At 53.3% G+C, this 22,886-nt stretch carries 21 protein-coding genes; 9 read left to right on the top strand and 12 right to left on the bottom strand.

Translation table 11 applies throughout. The features are described from left to right. Positions 1–168: 168 nt before the first annotated feature. On the bottom strand, positions 169–915 hold the full coding sequence (gene dsbG / locus ACLJZ5_RS05685; RefSeq protein WP_000597129.1) for a thiol:disulfide interchange protein DsbG: 747 nt from the start codon (positions 913–915) through the stop codon (positions 169–171). A gap of 440 nt (positions 916–1,355) precedes the next feature. Here dsbG and ahpC point away from each other — a divergent pair, with 440 nt between their 5' ends. The 6 genes from ahpC (at position 1,356) to ACLJZ5_RS05655 (ending at position 8,212) form a co-directional block, all read left to right on the top strand. Beyond that, positions 1,356–1,919 (top strand): alkyl hydroperoxide reductase subunit C, encoded by a 564-nt coding sequence (ahpC, locus tag ACLJZ5_RS05680; RefSeq protein ID WP_000052802.1) that lies wholly within the window; start codon positions 1,356–1,358, stop codon positions 1,917–1,919. Positions 1,920–2,160: 241 nt separating this feature from the next. Next, a complete protein-coding gene (gene ahpF / locus ACLJZ5_RS05675) occupies positions 2,161–3,726 on the top strand; it encodes an alkyl hydroperoxide reductase subunit F (protein WP_023220093.1) in 1,566 nt (521 codons plus the stop codon). A gap of 332 nt (positions 3,727–4,058) precedes the next feature. Continuing rightward, a complete protein-coding gene (locus ACLJZ5_RS05670) occupies positions 4,059–4,619 on the top strand; it encodes a molecular chaperone (protein WP_024797984.1) in 561 nt (186 codons plus the stop codon). After that, complete coding sequence (locus tag ACLJZ5_RS05665) at positions 4,612–6,891, top strand: molybdopterin-dependent oxidoreductase (protein ID WP_410958888.1); 2,280 nt, start codon at positions 4,612–4,614, stop codon at positions 6,889–6,891. The genes ACLJZ5_RS05670 and ACLJZ5_RS05665 overlap by 8 nt, the downstream gene beginning before the upstream one ends. Next, entirely contained in the window at positions 6,888–7,445 is a 558-nt protein-coding gene (locus tag ACLJZ5_RS05660; protein WP_024797983.1) for a 4Fe-4S dicluster domain-containing protein, read from the top strand. Before ACLJZ5_RS05665 ends, ACLJZ5_RS05660 begins: the two co-directional genes overlap by 4 nt. Beyond that, on the top strand, positions 7,445–8,212 hold the full coding sequence (locus ACLJZ5_RS05655; protein WP_024797982.1) for a dimethyl sulfoxide reductase anchor subunit family protein: 768 nt from the start codon (positions 7,445–7,447) through the stop codon (positions 8,210–8,212). The genes ACLJZ5_RS05660 and ACLJZ5_RS05655 overlap by 1 nt, the downstream gene beginning before the upstream one ends. A gap of 67 nt (positions 8,213–8,279) precedes the next feature. Here ACLJZ5_RS05655 and uspG read toward each other — a convergent pair whose 3' ends face one another. Continuing rightward, entirely contained in the window at positions 8,280–8,708 is a 429-nt protein-coding gene (uspG, locus tag ACLJZ5_RS05650; RefSeq protein WP_000278499.1) for a universal stress protein UspG, read from the bottom strand. A 222-nt stretch (positions 8,709–8,930) separates the two neighbouring features. Here uspG and ACLJZ5_RS05645 point away from each other — a divergent pair, with 222 nt between their 5' ends. After that, positions 8,931–10,169 carry a zinc-dependent alcohol dehydrogenase gene (locus ACLJZ5_RS05645; protein WP_410958887.1) on the top strand — a complete coding sequence of 413 codons (1,239 nt, stop codon included), beginning with the start codon at positions 8,931–8,933 and terminating at the stop codon, positions 10,167–10,169. Between the two features lie 84 nt (positions 10,170–10,253). Here the strand turns inward: ACLJZ5_RS05645 and rnk are convergent, their stop codons facing one another. The 9 genes from rnk to citC form a co-directional block, all read right to left on the bottom strand. Beyond that, a complete protein-coding gene (gene rnk / locus ACLJZ5_RS05640; RefSeq protein ID WP_000089748.1) occupies positions 10,254–10,664 on the bottom strand; it encodes a nucleoside diphosphate kinase regulator in 411 nt (136 codons plus the stop codon). 234 nt (positions 10,665–10,898) lie between these two features. Continuing rightward, complete coding sequence (gene rna / locus ACLJZ5_RS05635; protein WP_001092569.1) at positions 10,899–11,705, bottom strand: ribonuclease I; 807 nt, start codon at positions 11,703–11,705, stop codon at positions 10,899–10,901. Positions 11,706–11,814: 109 nt separating this feature from the next. Beyond that, complete coding sequence (gene citT, locus ACLJZ5_RS05630) at positions 11,815–13,278, bottom strand: citrate/succinate antiporter CitT (protein WP_000059039.1); 1,464 nt, start codon at positions 13,276–13,278, stop codon at positions 11,815–11,817. Positions 13,279–13,315: 37 nt separating this feature from the next. Then, positions 13,316–14,212: a triphosphoribosyl-dephospho-CoA synthase CitG gene (citG, locus tag ACLJZ5_RS05625; protein ID WP_024797981.1), complete on the bottom strand. Its 897-nt coding sequence runs from the start codon at positions 14,210–14,212 to the stop codon at positions 13,316–13,318. Next, positions 14,184–14,735 (bottom strand): citrate lyase holo-[acyl-carrier protein] synthase, encoded by a 552-nt coding sequence (gene citX, locus ACLJZ5_RS05620; protein WP_001236063.1) that lies wholly within the window; start codon positions 14,733–14,735, stop codon positions 14,184–14,186. The genes citG and citX overlap by 29 nt, the downstream gene beginning before the upstream one ends. Positions 14,736–14,738: 3 nt before the next feature. Further along, positions 14,739–16,268 (bottom strand): citrate lyase subunit alpha, encoded by a 1,530-nt coding sequence (gene citF, locus ACLJZ5_RS05615; RefSeq protein WP_000192323.1) that lies wholly within the window; start codon positions 16,266–16,268, stop codon positions 14,739–14,741. A gap of 9 nt (positions 16,269–16,277) precedes the next feature. Beyond that, the gene (locus tag ACLJZ5_RS05610; protein WP_024798506.1) at positions 16,278–17,186 is read right to left on the bottom strand and encodes an aldolase/citrate lyase family protein; all 909 of its coding nucleotides are present in this window, start codon (positions 17,184–17,186) and stop codon (positions 16,278–16,280) included. Next, positions 17,183–17,479, bottom strand: a complete 297-nt coding sequence (gene citD / locus ACLJZ5_RS05605; RefSeq protein ID WP_000700679.1) for a citrate lyase acyl carrier protein — start codon at positions 17,477–17,479, stop codon at positions 17,183–17,185. Before citD ends, ACLJZ5_RS05610 begins: the two co-directional genes overlap by 4 nt. Beyond that, the gene (gene citC, locus ACLJZ5_RS05600) at positions 17,476–18,552 is read right to left on the bottom strand and encodes a [citrate (pro-3S)-lyase] ligase (protein WP_024798462.1); all 1,077 of its coding nucleotides are present in this window, start codon (positions 18,550–18,552) and stop codon (positions 17,476–17,478) included. The genes citD and citC overlap by 4 nt, the downstream gene beginning before the upstream one ends. Positions 18,553–18,937: 385 nt before the next feature. Here citC and dpiB point away from each other — a divergent pair, with 385 nt between their 5' ends. Beyond that, entirely contained in the window at positions 18,938–20,599 is a 1,662-nt protein-coding gene (gene dpiB, locus ACLJZ5_RS05595; RefSeq protein ID WP_024798505.1) for a sensor histidine kinase DpiB, read from the top strand. Continuing rightward, complete coding sequence (gene dpiA, locus ACLJZ5_RS05590; protein ID WP_000138784.1) at positions 20,568–21,248, top strand: two-component response regulator DpiA; 681 nt, start codon at positions 20,568–20,570, stop codon at positions 21,246–21,248. Before dpiB ends, dpiA begins: the two co-directional genes overlap by 32 nt. A gap of 53 nt (positions 21,249–21,301) precedes the next feature. Here dpiA and dcuC read toward each other — a convergent pair whose 3' ends face one another. Continuing rightward, positions 21,302–22,687: an anaerobic C4-dicarboxylate transporter DcuC gene (gene dcuC / locus ACLJZ5_RS05585; RefSeq protein WP_024798359.1), complete on the bottom strand. Its 1,386-nt coding sequence runs from the start codon at positions 22,685–22,687 to the stop codon at positions 21,302–21,304. Positions 22,688–22,886 lie beyond the last annotated feature (199 nt).

The following is a 22,886-nucleotide window of genomic DNA, read 5'->3' as shown; positions in this document are numbered from 1 at the left end:
TAAAGGCGGACATAACGTACACTTTTATAATCACGCCGTTAGTCTAAAAAGGCTGTGCCGGATGACATGCTGGTCTGGCGTCGCGTTAATGCCAGGAAGAGGTTGGCCCGACAAACGCAGCGCTATCGGGCGTGGTACGGTTAAGCTCCTGCCTTGCTAATTTATGCGTTAAGGCTGCCCCATCATGGCGTCCAGTTGCGCTTTTTCCGGTAAACCCACAACCTGTTGCAACGTCTTATCTTTATTCATGTAATAAATTGCTGGCGTCGCGTTAGCGCCAAGATCGTCCATTAACTGCTGATTCTGATTAATGACTTTCATCTGCGCCGGGGGGATGGACGCCGGAACCTCCAGCTTCATCTTTCCTGCGGAGGCTTCATAGTCATGCCATGTTTTCGCCGGGTCTTTCGCGCCTAAAATCGCTGCGGCTGTGGCCGGGCTTTCCGGTTTAATCACGCCGACCAGTAACGTACGTAATTGTACCTTGCCGGATTCGACCCACGGGCGAGCTTGCTGCCAAAACTGCTTACAATAGGGGCAGAAAGGGTCGGCGAAGACATACAGCACCACCGGCGCGTCTTTTTTACCGTCGAGTATCCATGACGCCTTTTCCATTTTCTGCCACATTTCACGTCCGGCCGGTGCATAGATCTCTTTTTCTATCAGGGCGTTGCTAAGATTTTCGCCTTTTTCATTATACATATAGCCGGAAATCGCGTGTTTACCGTCCGGCGTCAGGTAAATCGTGACGCCCATATCCTGATACTTTCCGAGATAGCCCTTCATGCCCCCCGGCGCCTCGAAGGATTTCAGGATTGTTATGCCCTGTTTTTCAATGGCTTTAACCGGCGCAGGCAGTTCTTCCGCGTGGGCGAGAATGGGCAGCATAGCAAGCAGCAATGTACGTTTAATCATATTTTTTCCTTTTAAGATCAAAGCGAAAAGAGTATTAATGATGATGCCTATCACAGACATAGGTAAGAGCTGGCGTGCCGGGATTGCCCTTTCTATGCTGGGGTGATGTAATCCTTTTCGCTGTTACAGCCTTTGTTAAGGTAATGTAGAGCGCAACACTTAGCCAGCATATACGCTATGGATTTCGAGTTGCAGACAATACGTCTGTAATTTGCAAGACGAGTCGTACTGGCTCTGAAGTTACCTGCGGGTAGTTCAGGTAATGGGGCCGCCTGTCAGGCGGCCTTTTTACTTTAGATGGCTGACAGGGCGCAGTGTTCACAATGTCGCCCGAATCGGGTTGTTAGTTAACGCTTATTGATTTGATAATGGAAACGCATTAGCCGAATCAGCAAAATTTCGTTAACTTACTCCTCAACGAAAACACGGAGGAAGTATAGATGTCCTTAATTAACACCAAAATCAAACCTTTCAAAAACCAGGCGTTCAAAAACGGTGAATTCATTGAAGTCACCGAGAAAGATACCGAAGGCCGTTGGAGCGTCTTCTTCTTCTACCCGGCCGATTTTACCTTTGTTTGCCCGACTGAACTGGGTGATGTTGCCGACCATTACGAAGAACTGCAGAAGCTGGGCGTAGACGTTTATTCCGTCTCAACCGATACTCACTTCACGCACAAAGCATGGCACAGCAGCTCTGAAACTATCGCAAAAATCAAATATGCGATGATCGGCGACCCGACTGGCGCCCTGACCCGTAACTTCGACAACATGCGTGAAGATGAAGGTCTGGCAGACCGTGCGACCTTTGTTGTTGACCCGCAGGGTATCATCCAGGCGATCGAAGTTACCGCTGAAGGTATCGGCCGTGACGCGTCTGACCTGCTGCGTAAAATTAAAGCAGCACAGTACGTTGCCGCTCACCCAGGCGAAGTATGCCCGGCGAAATGGAAAGAAGGTGAAGCGACTCTGGCTCCATCTTTAGACCTGGTCGGTAAAATTTAAATTTCCGTCGTCTTTCACGCCATAGCTGCGTTGGCGTCGCCTGCTCACCCCGGTCACTTACTTCAGTAAGCTCCCGGGGATTCTCAGGCTAGCCGCCTTACTCTGACGTGAAATACTTTGGAAATTGTTTCAGTCATGGGCGCACCCGCGCCCATTTCATTTCAGCACCATGACGCAAGTTGCATTAATGCAGTCCCGCGAAGTCGGCTTGCATGATGATGTTTTCAGAGAGGGAAGAAGAATGCTCGACACAAATATGAAAACCCAGCTCAGGGCTTACCTTGAGAAACTGACCAAACCTGTTGAGCTGATTGCCACGCTGGATGACAGCGCTAAATCGGCGGAAATCAAGGAACTGCTGGCTGAAATCGCCGAGCTGTCCGACAAAGTCACGTTTAAAGAAGACAATACTCTGCCGGTGCGCAAGCCGTCTTTCCTGATTACGAATCCAGGTTCTCAGCAGGGGCCGCGCTTTGCCGGTTCTCCGCTGGGCCACGAATTTACCTCGCTGGTTTTGGCGCTGCTGTGGACCGGCGGTCATCCGTCAAAAGAAGCGCAGTCGCTGCTGGAGCAGATTCGCGATATTGACGGCGATTTTGAATTCGAAACTTATTATTCACTCTCCTGCCATAACTGCCCGGACGTAGTGCAGGCGCTGAACCTGATGGCGGTGCTGAACCCGCGTATTAAACATACGGCAATTGATGGCGGCACCTTCCAGAACGAAATCACCGAACGTAACGTGATGGGTGTTCCGGCGGTATTTGTTAACGGTAAAGAGTTCGGCCAGGGACGTATGACTCTGACCGAGATTGTCGCTAAAGTGGATACTGGCGCAGAAAAACGCGCGGCGGAAGCGCTGAACAAACGCGATGCGTATGACGTACTGATTGTCGGCTCCGGCCCGGCGGGCGCGGCGGCAGCGGTCTACTCGGCGCGCAAAGGCATCCGTACCGGTCTGATGGGCGAGCGCTTCGGCGGTCAGGTGCTGGATACCGTGGATATCGAAAACTATATCTCAGTGCCGAAAACCGAAGGCCAGAAACTGGCGGGCGCGCTGAAAGCGCATGTCAGCGATTATGACGTTGACGTTATCGACAGCCAGAGCGCAAGTAAACTGGTTCCGGCCGCGACAGAAGGCGGCCTGCATCAGATTGAAACGGCGTCCGGCGCAGTCTTGAAAGCGCGCAGTATCATCATCGCCACCGGCGCGAAATGGCGCAATATGAATGTGCCGGGCGAGGATCAGTATCGCACCAAAGGCGTCACCTATTGCCCGCACTGCGACGGTCCGTTATTTAAAGGGAAGCGTGTGGCGGTCATCGGCGGCGGCAACTCTGGCGTTGAAGCGGCTATCGATCTGGCAGGTATTGTAGAACATGTTACGTTGCTGGAGTTCGCGCCGGAGATGAAGGCGGATCAGGTGCTACAGGACAAAGTGCGTAGTCTGAAAAATGTCGATATCATTTTGAATGCGCAAACGACAGAAGTGAAGGGCGACGGTTCGAAAGTGGTGGGGCTGGAGTATCGTGACCGTGTCAGCGGCGATATTCATAGCGTCGCGCTGGCAGGCATTTTTGTGCAGATTGGTCTGTTGCCGAATACCCACTGGCTGGAAGGTGCGCTTGAGCGTAACCGCATGGGCGAGATCATTATTGACGCCAAATGTGAAACCAGCGTTAAGGGCGTCTTCGCCGCAGGCGATTGTACCACCGTTCCTTACAAACAGATTATCATCGCCACAGGCGAAGGGGCGAAAGCCTCGTTGAGCGCCTTTGATTATCTGATTCGCACCAAAATCTCATAAAAAGAAGTAAGCACACCTGCAAGGTCAGTTAACTGGCCATCGTAAATGGCCCGATAGTGTAAGCTATTCGGGCCTGCGGTGTTTATGCCAGGGGAACGCCGCCGGGTAAAACACGTTCTTCATTATCAATACTCTGAAACCGTCTGTTAATAACAGACGGTTTTTTATTTCAACGGTCTTCTGTTTTTAAACTTTGAAACAATAAAAACCTCTTCTACGGATTTAACGGGAATTTTTCTGTTTTTTTATCAAAGAAAGATTAAGCGCTTCCGTTAACATGCCCATTCTTTTTTCTTGATTTATATTGCATTTGTATGTGAGGTTATTTATTCATGGATTCAATCTATGAATCACTGACGGAATTAGAAAGAACAGGGCTTACATTGCGTGATTTTTTTAATTCTCATGATAGTCGTTCACTGAAATCTGCCTACGTGGGATTAAATCCCACTGCTGCGGTAAACCTTACCGATCGGGCGTGGCTGGAGGCGGAGTATGACTTTAATGCGCTATTCGTCGGTCCTGGCAAGCTGCTGGCTGCGCCTTTCGCTTCAGTGTATCTGGAAGATGATGCGCTGGTGATGGGAAAGGCGACGCTGGAGATACGGGATTTTATGGCAGCGTTGGGATTATCGGTTAATCAGGAGAGCAATATCCCTGACGATCATATTTCCTGCGTGCTGGAATTGACCACACTATTACTGGCTAACACTCGGCAAACGTCACAATACCGCTCTACTCTCACTCAATATATCAATAACTATTTAACAAAGTGGGTGCCATTATATATCGAAAAAATAAAAACTCATGCACAAACGACCACGTTATATACGGTGGCGGACATCTTATTTTATTGGCTTGATGAATTAAAACGAGAGTATCAATATGAGTAATGAGACAGGACATCTGAACAGACGTTCTTTTTTAAAGGGGATAGTGGCACTGGGCGCCGTTGCGGCTTTACCCGGAGGATTACTGACCTCCCGATGCGCGCTTGCGCAGCCGCCTGTTCCCTTTAACCCTAGAACGTACAAAATTTATCGTAACGCGTGTCCGCGTAACTGCTATGACACCTGTAGCCTCAAGACATGGGTAAAGGACGGGGTCATTACTTTCGTGGAAGGCGCGCCGGAATCAACATTTACTCACGGTACGCCTTGCGTCAAAGGGTTAAGCTATCCGCGCCGGGTTTATAGCCCCGATCGTATTAAATATCCCATGGCGCAGGACGTTCGCGGTAGCGGCAACTGGCGTCGCATCTCATGGGAAGAGGCGATGCAGCGCATTGCCGCCAAGATGCTGGAGATTAAGAAAAAAGACGGTTCTATGCTCGGTCTGGCGCTGACCAAATATTCCGGTAAGTTTGGCGTGCTGAACTATGCCGTTGAAGGGATGATGTCCTCGCTTGGCTACACCACCCGTTTTGCCGGTACGCCGTGCTGGCCTGCCGGTATCGACGCGCAAAACTACGACATGGGCGACATGTGGTGTAACGACCCGGAAGATATGGTGAAAGCGAAATACATCATTATCTGGGGCGCCAACCCGGCCTGGTGCTCAATGCACAGCATGAAGTACATCTATCAGGCGCGCGAGAAAGGGGCGAAGGTCGTGGTTATCGACCCGCTGCTGTCGCAGACTGCCGCCAAAGCCGATCTCTACCTGCGCGTGCGGCCTGGCTCAGACGGCGCGCTGGCGCTGGGGATGGCGCGTCATCTGGTGGATAAAGGCCTGGTGGATCAGGATTTTGTCAACAATGATGCTCACGGCTATCCGGAATTTGAAGCCTATCTGCGCAATAACGTCACCGTGGAATGGGCGGCAGAAATCTGCGGCCTGTCTGCGGATGTCATTCGCCAGCTGGCGGAAGAGTTTACGGCGGTTAAGCCGGCCACGGTCTGGATTGGTTACGGGATGCAGCGTCATGTCAACGGCGGCGCCAACGTTCGCGCTATCGATGCCTTTGTCGCTATGTCCGGCAACATCGGTGTCGAAGGCGGCGGCGCGCGTTATGGTCATCTGCATACCTGGGGCTTTAACTATAACGCCATGCTGCAGAAGCCGCCGGTGGGCGCTATTGGTATACCGGGAGCGGCGGGCACCACCAGTGAATTCGGGGCTGCCGCTGGCAGCGACGCCGTGCAGTACTCCGATCGCTCCCTGAATATTAACCAGACGGCGCAGGGGATTCTGGAGGCCAACGATCCGCCGGTTCGTATGCTGTGGGTCGCCTGTAAAAACCCGTTTGCCCAGGATTTCGATCGCAGCAAGATGAAAAAAGCGTTTGAAAAACTGGAAATGGTGGTCTGCGCCGATCAGTTCTTCAACGAAACGGTGCAACACGCTGATATCGTGCTGCCCGTTACCACCGCGTTTGAAGAGTGGAACGTGGATGCTTCTTACTGGCACTACTGGCTTTCCATTAATCAGCCGGCGATTAAGCCGATGTATGAAGCAAAATGCGACCTTGAAATCGCTACCATGCTGTCGCGCACCATTAATAAGATGGCGCCGGGTTCCTGTACCTTCCCGCAAGAGTTCGATCACAAGCGCTGGCTGGATCAGGAGTTCAACGACGGTATGGCGAAAATGTTCGGCATCTCTTCCTGGGACGATCTGCTGGACGGGCCGAAAAAAGCGATTCTGCCAAGTTCAGCCGCCTGGTACGATCGCAAGTTCAAAACGCCGTCAGGCAAGTATGAATTTAAATCTGAACTGGCGGAGAAAAACGGCCACACCGCGCTGCCGGAATACAAACCGGAAGCCGAGAGCAAACTGCCGTTCCATCTGTTTACGCCGCACGTGCAGTTTGGCCTGCACTCGCAGTTTATCAACCTGGACTGGATGCAGGTGTTCTACCCGGAACCGTTCGTTTATATCCATCCTTCTTCCGCACAGAAAAAAGGCATCAGCGAGAACGATCTGGTCAAAGTTTTCAATGGCACCGGTGAAGTTGAGCTGCGGGCAAAAGTCACCACCAACGTGCCGGAAGATTTTCTGGTGATGTATGAAGCGTGGTTCCCGAAACGGCAGTACAACGTGCAAAACGTCGTGGCCGATACGCCTGCTGATATGGGGCTGATGAAAACTGGCGCGCCGGGCGCCGCTATCCACAGTCAGTTTGCTGACGTTGTATTGATCGGTAAAGGGGAATCCGTAGCATGAAACGTGCGTTTTTAGTGAATAGCGATAAGTGCATTGGCTGCCGCGGCTGTGCTATGGCGTGTAAAAGCTTTAACCAACTGGAGCCGGATCGCTTCTGGCGCTACGTTTATCCGTTGGATAAAGACATCTATCCACATGAAGAGCGGGCGTTTTACTCGCTGGCCTGTAACCACTGCGAACATCCGGCCTGCGTCGCCGCCTGTCCGGTCGAAGCCTATACCAAACGTGAAGATGGCGTGGTGGTGCATAACCCTGAGCGCTGCATTGGCTGCAAAAACTGTATTCGTAACTGTCCTTATGGCGCGCCGCGTTTTAATGAAGAGACGCGTAAAGCGGAAAAATGCAGTATGTGCTACGAGCGTCTTGATATCGGTATGAATCCGGCGTGCGTAAACGCCTGTCCGGTGGGCGCCTTGTCGATTATCGATTTGGATGCCGATCTTGTGCCCGATAATGCGGTGCAGTATCCGCCAGGGTTCCCGCATATGCCACAGCTCAATCCAGGAACGCGCTTTATTCTGGCGCGCCAGCCTAAGCAGCCGGAGGACAAGTAATGGAAAAATATGAACTGCCGCTGGTGTTTTTTACGGTATTAAGCCAGATGTCTGTCGGGATGGCTTTGGTACTGACATGGCGTACGCTGCGTGGTGAAGTGGAAGGCCAGCGTTTCTATTGGTTGGTCACTGGGCTGGTGCTGGCACTGGCGTCTATTGCCGCGATTCTGCATCTGGCGCATCCCGATCGCGCTTATAATGCGCTGATTAACCTGCGACATGCCTGGTTAAGCCGGGAAATCCTTGGCGCCACGTTGTTTGGCGCAGCGGTCGGCGTAACGTTCCTGGCAAAGGGACATAAAGCGATGGCTCTTATCGCCTCCGTGTTCGGCGTGTTACTGGTGGCGGTGCAGGGGATGACCTACGCCGCGCCAGCGATGGTAGCTATCGCTAATGGGTTTACCATGCTGTTATTTTTTATTACGGTATGGGTCATGGGTTGCGCGGCGATTCCGCTGTTAAAACTCAGGCCTGCTGTTCCTGCGTTGCGCCAGGGAATTGTGGTGTGTATCGCGGTACTTATCGCGGCGCCGCTGGTGTGGTTAAGCGGGGGAACGATAATGCAGATGACGGCGCATTCATGGCTGGCTTCACCGTTTTATCTGGCAAGCCTGGTCTGCCTTGCGCTCGCTTTTGTCGCCAGCCGTCACGGTGATTCGCGCCCGAAACGCCTGTTCGTCTTGTTATTCGTTGGCGTATTTCTGAGTCGGCTGGTCTTTTTTGGCGACACGGTGAGTACTATTGTGAATATCGGGCATTTGTACTAACGATGATGCAGTAAAAAGCCCTGCCAGGCGTGACCTGGCAGGGCGTGTCAGTTTTTAGCCACCAGGGTTAACGCACAACCAATACTGGCAGCGTCGCATGGCGCACCACGCTTGAGGCGTTAGACCCCAACAGGTGTGTCGTGATGGACGGATTACGCGAACCGATTACCACGACATCCGCATCCAGTTCTTCGCCCATCTCATTGACGACATCGCGTACGCTACCAAAGCGAACATGCGTTTTAATTCGTGAAGGATCGATACTGAAGTGTCCCACCATCGTTTGCAGACGCGTTTCCGCCTCATGCTGTAAATGTTCTTCAAAGCGACGCACGTCGGCGGCAAAGCGGTGCAGACTCATGCTCGCGGACCCAGGCAGTACATGCAACAGATGAATGACGCCATCCTGTTGCGCCAGAAACTCAGCGTGGCGAATAGCTTTATCGCTAAGTTCCATTTCAAAAACATCAACCGGCATAATGATTGTCTTATACATACCCGTTACTCCCTGTTAATCAATACTGAATTTATTCAAGCATATAATAATGTTTCTTTCTGCTATTTGTCTGGCAATTTTAAATATTGCGGCAACCTGGTGCTAAAAAAGCCGTGTATTTTCCAGGAAAAATCCTAAAGCCGCCTGTTTTGCCGGCAGTCTCTCCGGGATAGCTACCCTTTTATAGTCGAACGCAACATTCACCGTTACCCCGGAGGCTGCATGAAAGCATTGACGTATCACGGTCCACATCACGTAAAGGTTGAAAACGTACCCGATCCCGGCATTGAGCAGCCTGACGATATCATTTTGCGTGTTACCGCCACCGCGATTTGCGGATCTGATTTGCATCTCTATCGCGGCAAGATCCCACAGGTAAAACATGGCGATATTTTCGGCCATGAATTTATGGGCGAAGTGGTGGAAACCGGACATGATGTGAAGAATATTCGGAAAGGGGATCGGGTCGTTATCCCGTTTGTCATTGCCTGTGGTGACTGCTTTTTCTGTCGGCTACAGCAATATTCAGCGTGTGAAAACACTAACGACGGACACGGCGCGGCGATGAATAAAAAACAGATCCCGCCACCGGCGGCGCTGTTTGGGTATAGCCATCTGTATGGCGGCGTTCCCGGCGGACAGGCCGAATATGTTCGCGTGCCAAAAGGTAATGTCGGTCCATTTAAGGTGCCGCCGCTGTTATCTGACGATAAGGCGCTGTTTCTTTCTGATATTTTGCCTACCGCCTGGCAGGCGGCAAAAAATGCCCAGATTCAGCAAGGTTCCAGCGTGGCGGTTTTTGGCGCAGGGCCGGTAGGATTACTGACTATCGCCTGTGCGCGACTGCTGGGCTCGGAGCAGATCTTCGTCGTTGATCACCACGCCTGGCGCCTGCGTTTCGCCGAAGAACGTTATGGCGCGATACCGATCAACTTCGATGATGAGAACGATCCGGCGGAAAAAATCATCGAGCAGACGGCAGGCCACCGCGGCGTGGACGCGGTAATTGATGCCGTAGGCTTTGAAGCGAAAGGCAGCATGACGGAGACGGTGCTGACGAACCTTAAACTGGAAGGCAGCAGCGGCAAAGCGCTGCGACAATGTATCGCGGCGGTCAGACGCGGCGGCGTGGTCAGCGTGCCCGGCGTGTATGCCGGTTTTATTCACGGCTTTTTATTCGGCGACGCCTTTGATAAGGGGCTAACTTTTAAAATGGGTCAAACCCATGTTCACGCGTGGCTGGGGGAATTATTACCGCTTATTGAAAAAGGGTTGCTGAAGCCGGAGGAGATTGTCACGCACTATATGCCGTTTGAAGAGGCGGCGCGCGGCTACGAAATTTTCGAAAAACGCGAAGAAGAGTGCCGGAAGGTTATCCTGGTGCCGGGAGCGACGTCGGCACAAGCGGCGCAGAAACAGGCGACGGGAGTAATCAACCCGATGCCAGGCGGCGTTGTCTGAAGCAGGCAGAAATGAAAGGACTAACGGAAAGAGGATGCGCAGGCATCCTCTGTGTAAACGCATTAACGCTTATGCAGATGGGGTTTAACGCAGGAAGTCGCCCGCGGCTTCAGGCTGATATTCGAGTTCCAGCACTTCGAGATGGGTGGAGGCGCCGCCCGGCAGTTCCCAGTGAATGGTGTCGCCGACGCGCAGTCCCAGCAACGCCGCGCCGACGGGCGCCATTACCGAAAGCTGGGTACTGCTGTCCGTCATATTGGCGGGATACACCAGCGTCCGCACGCGTGTTTCACCATCGCTCAAATTGCGGAATTTAACGCGGCTGTTCATGGTGACGACATCGTTCGGCATCTCTTGTGGCGAACACATTTGCGCGCGATCCAGTTCGGCGTTGAGCGCGTCGGCAATCGGCAGATCCGCATACGCAGGCTGTTCCAGAAGACGATCAATACGTTCGGCGTCAAGGTCGTTAATGATAATAGTGGGTCTGGACATTTCTTACTCCATGTCATCGATACTGCGAGTAGTGCAGGTAAATGGTCCCAAAAGAAAACCCTCACCGTCTGGCGGCGAGGGTTTAACTCTCATGATGATACTGAGACTTACCCCGTCTTTGAAGTGATTTAGTTCACATTCGGGTAAATCCTCAAACGTCATAGCCCTGAGTGAATTTTAGTCTACATTCGGGCGTGTTCTCAAATGTGGCTACGGTTTTAAACCTCTGCTTCGTCAATAGCCGGCTTTATCGATAATAAACTGTTTCCCGCAGTTGCCGGGATGCGGTTGCGGCAGGAATGAGGCAGAGGAGAGCGGGGCGTTAATCATCGACGCCTTTAATGAAAACTGAATCTCTGTTAAATAGGCGGGATTGCCATGGCAGTTTACTTTAACGGCTTTGACATTATCCTGGCCCCACATTTGTGCGACGACGCTATCAAACTCAGCGCGGCTAACGGTCTTGCCGTAATTATCCGCCAGAAACTGCCCCAGTGCGCTGTCTTTTATCGCCTTATCCAGCCGTATCATGGTGCCGAAATAGGCATTGGGATCAAACCCGAAACAGGCGCCATGTTTGGCATATTCGTAGCGCTCCAGACAGGAATTCCCCCCCGCGCCGGGCATCACTTCCTTAAGCGCTGCCGCGATGTCAGGCGAAAGTCCGGGGGCGGGGGCGGAGCATTTCCGGCTGGCCTTGACTTCAGGCAGATTCGGGATTGGCCGCGTCGCACAACCAAAGCGCTGCCAGCGTCGCTGGTCAACACCGCGTGCGGCGATAGATTTGGGTAATCCAGGCCACAGGCCGTGGACGGTCAGAAAGTCTGCTTTGTTGGCTGGCTCTTTTTGCAGACGGCACTCATCGGGCTCCCGATGGCGGCGTTCATGCTGGCTTTGACAAAAACCGGTTTGCCAGGAAAGCGCCAGCACATAGTCAGTGAAATCACCGTACTGTTGCGCCTGAAGTTCGTCGGCGTTGGCGGCAAAAATCGGGGTTAAGAGGGCAGCCAGCAGCGGGCTGTAATGCCATATTGTGTTCATGGTGAATTCGATAATTTATACACATTATGAATGTTACCCATTTAATCATAAAAAATGCCGCTCAGGTGAACCTGAACGGCATCATTTTTAACCTACGTTGGCGTAATGTTTAATTCCACATTGCCAGAATCGGCCAGCCCACCAGCAACAGCATTGCGATATAGATAACGCCAAAGATTGCGCCAAGCCGCCAGTAGTCTTTGGATTTCACGTAACCGCAGCCGTAGATAATCACACCAGGGCCGGTGGCATACGGCGTCAGACAGCCCATGATACCGATAGACAGCACCAGCAGAATACAAAGTTGTTCCATCGGAACGCCCGGAATGCCTTTACCCACCGCCAGAATAACCGGCAGCATGGTCGCGGTGTGAGCGGAAAGACTGGCGAACAGATAGTGCGCGAAATAGAACACCAGTACCAGTACAATGACGGTTGCATCCGGCGAGAAACCTTCCAGATGCGTACTCATGGTATTGGCGAACCAGTCAATAAAGCCGGAGCGGGTTAAGCCATTGGCCATGACCACCAGCGTAGCGAGGTTCACCAGGGTGTTCCAGGCGCTGTTGTAGCGCGTAATGTCTTTCCACGGCACAACATGCAGCGCCAGCATCAGCGAGACGGCCAGCAGACCCACGGCAGTGGCGTTGATGATTTTTCCACCAAAAACCCACAATCCTAAGCTAAGCAGCACCAGGCCAATCAGCGTCCACTCTTTGCGGGACAGACGCCCCATGTTTTTTAACTCGCCGCCAGCCCAGGCCGCGACTTCTGCACTGTGGGTCACTTCAGGTTTATAAAGCACATAGGAGAGCCACGGCGCAACGATCAGTAAAATAATCCCTACCGGCAGAAAGCTGAGAAACCACTGCAGCCAGCTAATCTGGACGCCGGCGATCTTGCTGACGAACTCCAGACCTAACACGTTTGGCGCCGCGCCAGTGACAAACATCGAAGAGCTCAGGCTGGTACTGATCACCATCATCCACATCAAATAACCGCCGATGCGGCGTGCGGAAGGATCGTTTGGAAACGATTTAAACAGCGGCGGCAGGTTCTTGATGACCGGGAAGACAGTACCGCCGGTACGAGCCGTATTGGAGGGAGTAAACGGCGCCAGCAAAATATCGATAATGACAATCGCATAGCCGAGCGTCAGCGTGCGTTTACCCATGAATTTTACCAAAAACAGCGCAATGCGGCGCCCCAGCCCGGTCACTTCGTAGCCCAGCGCGAAAATAAACGCGCCGAAAACCAGCCAGACCGTGGTGCTGGAGAAACCGGCAAGCCCCCATTTCAGTGCCTGTTTACTGGCGTTAAACGCCGGATCGGCCAGTTCCGAAGCGTCAAATAGCAGGTAATTGCTGCCGATAACGCAAATGGTTACGGCGATAAAACTGATCGCTGTCGCCGGGATCGGCTCCAGGATCATACCGACAATCATCGCGACAAAAACCGCAAAATAGTGCCAGGCCTGCGGCGGCATACCATCTGGAACAGGAATTAGCAACATGACGCCCATCACCACTAATGGGGCCAACAACTTCCATATATTATCTTTAGATAAAGACATAAATGACTCTCCGGAAAGGATATTTTCTATAATTGTGTTAATGATTAACTTGCGAAATTTGCGCTAAAAACCAGGTCACGATCAGCAGATCGGCGCTACCGCCTGGGCTGAGATTGCGTTCAACGCATTGCTGATCGAACCGGTGGAGATAAACGAGATCGTCAGGCGTCCGTATGCCGCCCTGATGTAATAAGAAAGCCGCCTGCTGCTGTAACCAGCGCAGACCGTCCGCCCCGCCGCGCGACGCGACGTTGGTATCGCCGTTAAGCGACATCAGCAGCAGTAAGGTATCAAGCAGCGCCAGTTCGGGATCGCGCCCCTGCGCCAGCAATGCGCGGTAGTGCGGCAACGCGTGGCGGATGACCAGCGGATAGCCTGCTTCCGCTTCGCCGCGCGCGCCGGTTAATCCCAGTTGCTGATACAACCGCTGACCTGCGGTGAGCTGTAGGTTGTTCTGGCGCAGTTCGCGCGTGGTCAGGCCGCGGCAAAAATCGGCGGCGGTAGCGCAGAGTGTTTCTGCGGCGATCGGCTGGCGTAGCTGATACAGGCGGCCAATGGCGGCGCACAGTAACCCCAGCGAGAAAATGCTGCCTTTATGGGTATTGACGCCCGCCGTTGCGCGAAACATCGCTGCTTCACAGGCCATCCCCAATGGACGCAGGCCCGCCAGAACTGACTCTGGTGGCAGGCGCGTGCAGCTGGCGCCATATTCCATAAAGCGCGGCAGCCAGTGTCGAATCGCCTCCGCGCTGCGGTGAAAATCCACCAGCGCCATATCTTTGTGTGCGCCGCAGTTTAGTCGGTCTACCAGACCGGGTTTTGGCGATAAATTTACCTCGGTCAGCATGGCGCGCCAGGCCAAATCGGCCCAGGCGTCGTACAGCGACTGAGGCTGAATGGAGGCGTTAGTCGGGTTGGCGGGAATCGGCATCATGCAGCAGCGCCTCCATATGAATCAGTAAATCAGTCAGCGCGTGGGTTTTACCCCGCGCGCATTCAGCCGCGCTTTGCCCGCACAGCAGACAGCGGCGGGCGGGAAGCGCGAAATGGCGGCGGGAGAGTATTTCGCCTTCCGCCGTCAGGACATCGATATCCCACAGGCGCCCCAGTGGATAACGCTGTTCAAGCGCGATGGTCGCCTGTTTGAGCGCCTGAGCGGGCGCGTCAATCGCCAGCAGCCCTTCCGGCCCGCTGGCGGAAGCCAGTGCAGCCTGCTCCCGGATGGTCCAGCCATACTCTTCTGCCAGCGTGTGCAGGGCAGTCACGCCGTGATTAAAGATCCGGCGGGTTAACGCGCTGTCTTTTATCGGGCCTGGCGCCACCACGGTAAAGGAGACCAGTGGAGTGGCGTGGCGCGTTAGCCAGGCGCGCTGTCTTGCTTGTCTTTCATCCCGGCTGGCGAGCAGCTCAGGAATAGAAACGTCGTGACAGGTGGCGAGTTCAGGAAACAGGCGCATGGCTTATTCCTTCACCTGATGCACCACATCGATCACTGAACCGTCGCGATAACGCACGACAGCAATCACGCGGTCGGTGAATTCGATAGGGCGGGGCTGACCGGTAAGCAGTTGCGCGCGTTCGCGCAGCCACTCAATCGATACCACTTTCATTCCCGCTGCTTTCAGGCGTTCAGCCAACTCCGGACGCGCCGGATTGACGGCGATACCGTGATCGGTGACCAGAATGTCAACGCTGGAGCCCGGTGTGACGCAGGTGGTGACGTTATCAACCAGCGTTGGGATGCGACCGCGCACCAGCGGCGCGACGATGATGGACAACGCCGCCGCGACGGCGGTATCGCAGTGGCCGCCGGACGCGCCGCGTAGAACGCCGTCGGAGCCGGTCAGCACGTTAACATTGAAGTGGGTGTCGACTTCCAGCGCGCTCAGTACCACCACGTCCAGACGGTCGACGGAAGCGCCTTTAGAGCCCCAGTTGGCGTACTGGTTAGCGCTGATTTCGATATGGTTCGGGTTGCGGGCCAAAGATTGCGCAGCGTTACGATCGAAGCTCTGCACGTCAAGCAGTTTGCGGATTAAGCCCTTTTCATGCAGGTCGACCATGGTGGCGGTGATACCGCCCAGCGCGAAATTAGCCACAATGTTGCGGCTACGCATTTTGTCTTCCAGGAAGCGGGTGACCGCCAGCGATGCGCCGCCGGTGCCGGTTTGTAGGGAGAAACCTTCGTTGAAGTAGCCGGAGTGAGCAATGACTTCCGCCGCGCTGCGGGCGATCAGCAGTTCACGCGGATTAGTGGTCATGCGGGTCGCGCCAGCGCCGATTTTGTTTGCATCACCGACTTCTTCGATTTGCACGATCAGATCAACCTGATCCTGAGCGATGCTTGCCGGGTTATGCGGATACGGCAGCAGTTGCTCCGTCAGCATCACGACCTGTTTCGCGCTGTCGGCATCCACCATCGCGTAGCCCAGTGAACCGCAGCAGGCCTTGCCGGTATAACCGTTAGCATTACCGAATTCATCGCAGGAGGGCACGCCAAGAAACGCAACATCAATATTGAGTTCGCCGCTTTGTACCAGATGCACACGACCGCCGTGGGAGTGAATCTGAACCGGCTCAGCCAGCAGGCCGCGAGAAATTTCTTCCGCCAGCGGGCCGCGCAGGCCTGACGTGTAGATGCGGCTGACCACCCCGTTACGAATGTGTTCAACCAGCGGCGCGTGGCAGTCGCTCAGCGAGCTGGAGGCCAGGGTCAGGTTTTTGAAGCCCATCTTCGCGATGGTTTCCATCACCAGGTTAATCGTCAGATCGCCGCCGCGAAACGCGTGGTGAAAAGAGAGCGTCATGCCGTCGCGTAAACCGGAACGGCGGATGGCCTCTTCCAGGCTGGCGCACAGTTTGTGGTCGCGCGGTTTTTGCGCTTGTAGATCCAATTTTGCCGCACTTTGGTAAGCGCTCAGTTCGCTTTCAGCGTGGCGGCTCCAGGCGGCTACGCGATCCTGGCGTTGAGATTCATTTTTCTGCGTCATTGTTTTGCCTTATTCTTCGCGAATACCGGAAAGTTCTGCACGGGAGAGCACCAGACGGGCGCGTTCAATCACCGGACTGTCGACCATCTTGCCGTTAAGGGAAACGACGCCAAGACCTTCGCGGGCGGCGGCTTCTGCGGCTTCAACGACCAGACGCGCATGGGCGACCTCTTTACGCGTCGGCGCATAAAGGTTGTGCAGCAGCTCTATCTGGCGGGGGTTGATCAGTGACTTACCGTCAAAGCCCAACTGTTTAATGTGGGCGGCTTCTTGCAGGAAACCGGCTTCGTTGTTGGCGTCGGAATAGACGGTATCGAAGGCCTGAATGCCGGCGGAACGCGCACCCTGCAAAATGGCGCAGCGGGCGAACAGCAGTTCGGTGCCTTCCGGAGAGCGTTCGGTGCGCAGGTTGCGAACATAGTCTTCCGCGCCCAGCGCAATCCCGATCAACCGTTCAGAGGCGTGGGCGATTTCTACCGCGCGGGTAATACCCAGCGGCGATTCCACGGCGGCTAACAGGCCGGTACTGCCCGGTTCGCGACCGCAGGCGTTTTCAATGCGCAGAATTTCGTTTTCGATATCAATGACGTCCTGCGCGGTGTCGGTTTTCGGTAAACGCACCACGTCCGCGCCGCCGCGCACGACCGCTTCCAGATCGTTGACGCCCCATTCGGAATCCAGCGCATTCACGCGGACGATGGTTTCGACGTCACGGTAAAGCGGGTGTTGCAGCGCGTGATATACCAGACGGCGCGCCGCGTCTTTTTCGCGTAATGCAACGGAGTCTTCCAGATCGAACATCAGCGCGTCGGCCGGGTAGATAAACGAATTGCTCACCATCGCCGCGTTGGCGCCCGGTACGAATAACATACTGCGGCGGGTGCGGGTTTTACGTTGTTGCAGAGAGGCGGAAATCATTGGCGATCCTCCCAGGGCAGAGCGGCAATACCGCTGGCGCGCGCCAATAGCGTTTCCAGTCGGGCGCGCAAAATGCAGTCCAGAGCGCCTTTATCATCAACGTTCAGTTGTACGCCGCGCACGTCGTAGCGAGAAAGCACCTCCAGGATGGTGGCGCGAATGGCCTCGCCAAACTGTTTTTCAACGCTACTGTTGATTTGCAGGTCAATATCCTGCGTATCGAGCGGCGCAATGCGTATCATCACATCGCCGGACTCAAGCGTGCCTGCGACGGCTAGCTGGTTTATTTTCATTTTTCACCTGTTGCTAATACGGGGGACTTTTGACGGGCTGCCGCGCTGCCCGGATGGCGTTCGACCATGCCCTGCAAATAGCGCAGGGTGGCGTCGGGAACCAGCGGCGCGATAGCCGTGAGATCGTGTTTAACCAGCAGCTTGCGTACCCAGGAGGCGGATATCGGCGTCTCCTGGAAGCAAAGCCGCTCTATTTCCACCAGCGTAATGGGTGGGGCGGGAAGCGTTGGCGTCTCCAGCCAGAAACGCATATCAAGGTTGTACTGGGCGGTAACGGTACAAAACGGCTCCGTACCGACAAAGCGGTGTGTGATGCCAAGCGCGGGCGCCAGATACTGGCGGAAAATCTTCAGGTCGATTTCGGTATAACAGTGATTAATAACGCTCTGCTCTTTAATGAAATAGCAGGGGAACGTCGCACGAGAAATAATGTATTCGGAGCCGCGGTGAACGGTTAAGCGCGGGATATCGGTAGTCCCTTTAAGGACCAGATCGAGTCGGTCTTCATAGGGAAAGCGTGACGTATCTTCTTTGACCAGGAACAGATGCAGCCAGTCGCACTGTGCCGCCGCCTGTTGGATCAGATAGCGATGGCCGTTCGTGAAAGGATTGGCGTTCATCACAATACAGCCAATTTTCTTTCCCTCATGATGCAATGTCGCCAGCGATTCCGCATACCGTTTCAACCGGGTCGCGCTATTTTCCATTAAGACCATCACGCCAGGGACGCTGGCTATCGTCGAAAAGCTGCACTGTTTAAACAGCGCTTCGTATTCCGTTTTGGTATAAATAAAAAGATGGGTGCAGTGCCGTTCCCAGGCGAGATTAATCAATTCCGTCGCCAGCGTTAACGCTAAGCCTTCGCCGCGTACTGATTCGCTAATGGCCACGCATTTAATGATATTTCCGGCAATACCGCCGCAGGCAATAAGACGGTCATCACGGCTGACGGTAATAAACACTTCTACAGTGGTATCGACGCTTAAATCATTCTCTTTGAGAAAGTGAGCGATCTCCGCCATTTTTTTATTTTCAGAGCGTTTTACCCGAGTGAATACATTATTGCCAAACATAGTAAGAAATATCCTGGTGATATGCTTGTTGCCACTTTTCTGTATATGTTGCGCTGTGTTGCAACTTGATAACTTTTTCTTTTCAGTCAGAGTGGGAGTATTTTTATGACGAGTTATTTATTTTTTCTCACTGACGTATACATCGTAAGGAGTATTTTGGTGGTAAATTTTGATTTATTTCACAAAGCGTTAGATGGTTTTTAAGTGTTTTATGGTTTTAAGTTTTTTAATTAATTTAATCGCCATTCCGGCGGTGGGTTTTAGTTGTTTAATTGATTTAATGTGGGGAATCTGTAACGATTGGTTTTTATATGCTTCAAGATACTCAAAACATTTTTATTACATTTGCGATAAATCTGAAGAGAAATGCCCATAAGGAACCTTAATGTCCTATCAGAAAAATAAAAAGCTGTTTCCTTTTTTTCGGCAACTCGCGTTTCCGTTACGTATTTTTCTGCTCATTCTGGTGGTTTCTGTTTTCATCGTGGCAGCGTTAGCACAATATTTGTCTGCCAGTTTCGAAGATTATCTGGCGTCCCATGTTCGTGATATGGCGATGAATCAGGCAAAAATTATTGCTTCTAACGACAGCATTATCGCTGCCGTAAAAAACCGGGACTATAAACGCCTGGCGATAATTGCGAATAAACTGCAGCGCGGGACGGATTTTGACTATGTGGTGATAGGCGATCGCCACTCGATCCGGCTTTACCATCCGAATCCGGAAAAAATCGGCTATCCCATGCAGTTTACGAAACCCGGCGCGCTGGAAAGAGGAGAAAGTTATTTCATTACCGGTAAGGGCTCAATAGGGATGGCGATGCGCGCCAAAACGCCTATCTTTGACAACGAAGGCAACGTGATCGGCGTTGTTTCAATTGGCTATCTGGTCAGTAAAATCGACTCCTGGCGGCTGGACTTCTTATTACCGATGGCGGGGGTTTTTGTCCTGTTGCTGGTGGTCTTAATGCTGCTTTCCTGGTTTTTCGCCGCGCATATCCGCCGACAAATGCTGGGCATGGAGCCGAAACAGATTGCGCGCGTGGTACGCCAGCAGGAGGCGTTGTTTAGCTCGGTTTATGAAGGGCTGATCGCCGTTGATCCGGAGGGACATATCACCGCGATTAACCGCAATGCGAGAAAAATGTTGGGGCTGCCGTCGCCGGGGCGTCAGTGGCTGGGCAAGCTGATCGCGGAAGTCGTCAATCCGGCAGACTTTTTTACCTACCAGATCGCAGAAAGACGCCAGGACGTGATGGCCAACTTCAATGGCCTGAGCGTCATCGCCAATCGTGAGGCTATCCGTTCCGGCGAGGAGCTGCTGGGCGCTATTATTAGTTTTCGCAGCAAGGATGAAATCGCGACGTTGAACGCGCAGCTAACCCAGATTAAACAGTATGTTGAGAGCCTGCGCACGCTACGCCATGAGCACCTGAACTGGATGTCGACTCTGAACGGCCTGCTGCAAATGAAAGAGTATGATCGGGTCAGAGAGATGGTGCAGGGTGAGTCGCAGGCGCAGCAGCAACTTATTGATAGTTTACGCGGCGCCTTCGCCGATCGCCAGGTGGCCGGTTTGCTGTTTGGCAAAGTTCAGCGCGCGCGTGAACTGGGGCTCAAGATGGTGATTGTTCCCGGCAGCCAGCTACATCAACTGCCGGAGGGGCTGGATAGTACGGAGTTCGCCGCCATCGTCGGGAATCTGCTGGATAACGCGTTTGAGGCGAGTTTGCGTACACAGGAAGGCGACAATACCATCGAACTTTTCCTGAGCGACGAGGGCGACGAGGTGGTGATAGAGGTCGCCGACCAGGGCTGCGGCGTTCCTGAAGCGCTGCGGGAAAAAATTTTTGAACAGGGCGTAAGTACCCGCACCGACGAACCCGGTGAACATGGTATCGGGTTATATCTGATTGCAAGTTATGTGGGGCGCTGTGGCGGGGTCATTACGCTGGAAGACAATGATCCTTGTGGCACCTTATTTTCTTTATTCCTTCCGAAAGTGAAAAAAAACGATGACAGAACCATTAACCCTATTGATCGTTGAGGATGAAACGCTGCTGGCGGAAATGCACGCAGAATATATCCGCCATATTCCTGGCTTTAACCAGATATGGCTGGCGGGCAATCTGGCGCAGGCGAGAATGATGATTGACCGGTTCAAACCTGGATTAATTCTGTTAGATAATTATCTGCCGGATGGGAAGGGGATTACGCTGCTGCATGAATTAATGCAGTCGCGCTATCCCGGCGGCGTCGTGTTTACGACCGCCGCCAGTGACATGGAGACGGTAGCGGAAGCGGTACGTAGCGGCGCGTTTGATTATCTGGTGAAACCTATTGCTTATGAACGTTTGGGACAGACGCTGACCCGCTATCAACAGCGCAGACGTATGCTGGCGAGCGCGGATAGCGCAAGCCAGAAGCAGATAGATGAAATGTTCAACGCCTATGCGCGCGGCGAACCGAAAGGGGATTTGCCGACCGGTATTGATGCCTTAACCCTTAATGCGGTGATGAAGCTGTTTGCCGATCCAACCGTACGCCATACGGCTGAAACGGTCGCGCAGGCCTTAACGATAAGCCGCACCACATCCCGACGCTACCTGGAATATTGCGCGAGTCAGCACCTGATTGTCGCAGAGATTATTCATGGCAAAGTGGGCAGGCCGCAGCGTATTTACCACGGCGGCTAAGCCTGGTTTAAGATGCCGGGACGATGTTTTCCCTCGCCCCGGCTTACCGGCTATCAGCCGCCGGTAACGGCGGAAGAGGCGCCTGGCACCATAATTTCCGTGGCGATAATGACGATCAACAGACCGACGATGACCGGAACGGACGTGCGCTTCACCACTTCAAACGGTGATATTTTAGCCATCCCGGCGACAGCGACCACGACGCCGGAGACCGGCGAAATCGTGCGCCCCAGGTTTGAGGCTTGCAGCATTGGGATGGATAAATAGGCTGGGTTGATGCCGGAGGAGTGCGCCAGTTTAGGGATCATCTCAACAAAGGCGTAAAAAGGCGCATTGCCTGAACCGGTGGTCATCGCGGCCAGCATGGTTAAAATCACTAAGACCAGCATCAGAATAATGCTGGCGGAGCCAAAAGAAGTGGCAATCGAGATCAGACTTTGGATAAAGCCAATGGTGCTCAGCCCCTGGGCGAAAACGCCCGCCGCGACCAGCAGCATCACAACGCCGGCAAACGCATCCGCCATGCCGCGATAAGCCACTTCCAGGCCGGAAAACACATTTTGCGTGTTGAAGCCGCGCACGAATTCCAGCACGGCGGCCAGCAGCATACAGATCACCAGAATGGTAATAATGTGCAACTGCGGCCCCCATTTACCGTCAAAAATCAGTACGCCGATAATGGGCGTGAACGGCAAAAGGGCATAAAACGCCGGGGCCGTGGTGGTAATCTCCGCCACGTCCAGCATCTCATGTGAAATGTTCTCTTTTTTATCCAGATAGCGTTGCCAGAAAAAGTGTGCAATCGCCATACCGATAATGGCGGCGATGGAAATCGGCAGCGTGGTTTTGAACGCGAAATCGATTAACGGCATCTCCGCCGCCTTTGCGGCTAAAACCACATCGCCAGACGTTGGCGAGAGGATGATGGCGGCCGGAGAGGCGCAAATAGCCGCCGCCGCGCCGCGGCTAATGCCGACGTTGACCATCACCGGGAAGAGAGTAGCCATGAGCAGTACGCCAAGCCCCGTCGCGGAAGAGACGGCCAGCGACATCAGGCAGGCGACAAAATAGGCGGCAATCATCAACAGGTAGGGCGAGTTTATGTACTGTAAAGGTTTCGACGCCAGCTTCACGACCATATCATTCGCGCCGATATGCGTCATATAGGCGGCAAAGCCGCACAGCATCATGATCATCATGCCAAGATCGCCGCCGCGACTCATAAGCAAAATTTTGATGTATTCAACAATATCTGTTGCGGTATAGCCGGTACTGGTTTCGCTGGCAGGTAATACCTTATGCCCCATCAGCGCGCTGATAATAAGCAGAACCAGACCGCCGACAAATAAAACGCCAGTGGCGGAATATCCCTTAATGATGTAGCGCGCTACACCCACAATAACGATGACTCCGATAAGGAGCTCTATAACTGTTAGCATTGTTTCCCCTGTCTTATCGACACCCAGAGTAAAAATAAGAGCCACAAAAGTGGTATAAAAATGTACCGAATAAAGGATGGCGCCTTACTGATTAAAATCACGGCGCGGTTATTTTTTCATGTCATCACTAAAGATGAAATATGCTTATACGAATTTTCTGTAGCGCTATAAGTATTAATTTATTGTTATTTTATTGTTT

It is taken from the genome of Salmonella sp. 5800 (assembly GCF_046558195.1).
GTDB lineage: Bacteria > Pseudomonadota > Gammaproteobacteria > Enterobacterales > Enterobacteriaceae > Salmonella > Salmonella enterica.
Note: the sequence above shows the minus strand (reverse complement) of the source record. Positions and strands in the feature narration are given on the sequence as shown.

Coding starts and splice junctions, on each gene's coding strand:
- citC (WP_024798462.1), bottom strand. CDS start 18,552: ATGTTTGGCAATAATGTATTCACTCGGGTAAAACGCTCTGAAAATAAA.
- ACLJZ5_RS05655 (WP_024797982.1), top strand. CDS start 7,445: ATGGAAAAATATGAACTGCCGCTGGTGTTTTTTACGGTATTAAGCCAG.
- ahpC (WP_000052802.1), top strand. CDS start 1,356: ATGTCCTTAATTAACACCAAAATCAAACCTTTCAAAAACCAGGCGTTC.
- citX (WP_001236063.1), bottom strand. CDS start 14,735: ATGCGCCTGTTTCCTGAACTCGCCACCTGTCACGACGTTTCTATTCCT.
- dsbG (WP_000597129.1), bottom strand. CDS start 915: ATGATTAAACGTACATTGCTGCTTGCTATGCTGCCCATTCTCGCCCAC.
- ACLJZ5_RS05610 (WP_024798506.1), bottom strand. CDS start 17,186: ATGATTTCCGCCTCTCTGCAACAACGTAAAACCCGCACCCGCCGCAGT.
- dpiA (WP_000138784.1), top strand. CDS start 20,568: ATGACAGAACCATTAACCCTATTGATCGTTGAGGATGAAACGCTGCTG.
- dpiB (WP_024798505.1), top strand. CDS start 18,938: ATGTCCTATCAGAAAAATAAAAAGCTGTTTCCTTTTTTTCGGCAACTC.
- rna (WP_001092569.1), bottom strand. CDS start 11,705: ATGAACACAATATGGCATTACAGCCCGCTGCTGGCTGCCCTCTTAACC.
- ACLJZ5_RS05670 (WP_024797984.1), top strand. CDS start 4,059: ATGGATTCAATCTATGAATCACTGACGGAATTAGAAAGAACAGGGCTT.
- citT (WP_000059039.1), bottom strand. CDS start 13,278: ATGTCTTTATCTAAAGATAATATATGGAAGTTGTTGGCCCCATTAGTG.
- citG (WP_024797981.1), bottom strand. CDS start 14,212: ATGATGCCGATTCCCGCCAACCCGACTAACGCCTCCATTCAGCCTCAG.
- ACLJZ5_RS05665 (WP_410958888.1), top strand. CDS start 4,612: ATGAGTAATGAGACAGGACATCTGAACAGACGTTCTTTTTTAAAGGGG.
- uspG (WP_000278499.1), bottom strand. CDS start 8,708: ATGTATAAGACAATCATTATGCCGGTTGATGTTTTTGAAATGGAACTT.
- citF (WP_000192323.1), bottom strand. CDS start 16,268: ATGACGCAGAAAAATGAATCTCAACGCCAGGATCGCGTAGCCGCCTGG.
- ahpF (WP_023220093.1), top strand. CDS start 2,161: ATGCTCGACACAAATATGAAAACCCAGCTCAGGGCTTACCTTGAGAAA.
- dcuC (WP_024798359.1), bottom strand. CDS start 22,687: ATGCTAACAGTTATAGAGCTCCTTATCGGAGTCATCGTTATTGTGGGT.
- rnk (WP_000089748.1), bottom strand. CDS start 10,664: ATGTCCAGACCCACTATTATCATTAACGACCTTGACGCCGAACGTATT.
- ACLJZ5_RS05660 (WP_024797983.1), top strand. CDS start 6,888: ATGAAACGTGCGTTTTTAGTGAATAGCGATAAGTGCATTGGCTGCCGC.
- citD (WP_000700679.1), bottom strand. CDS start 17,479: ATGAAAATAAACCAGCTAGCCGTCGCAGGCACGCTTGAGTCCGGCGAT.
- ACLJZ5_RS05645 (WP_410958887.1), top strand. CDS start 8,931: ATGAAAGCATTGACGTATCACGGTCCACATCACGTAAAGGTTGAAAAC.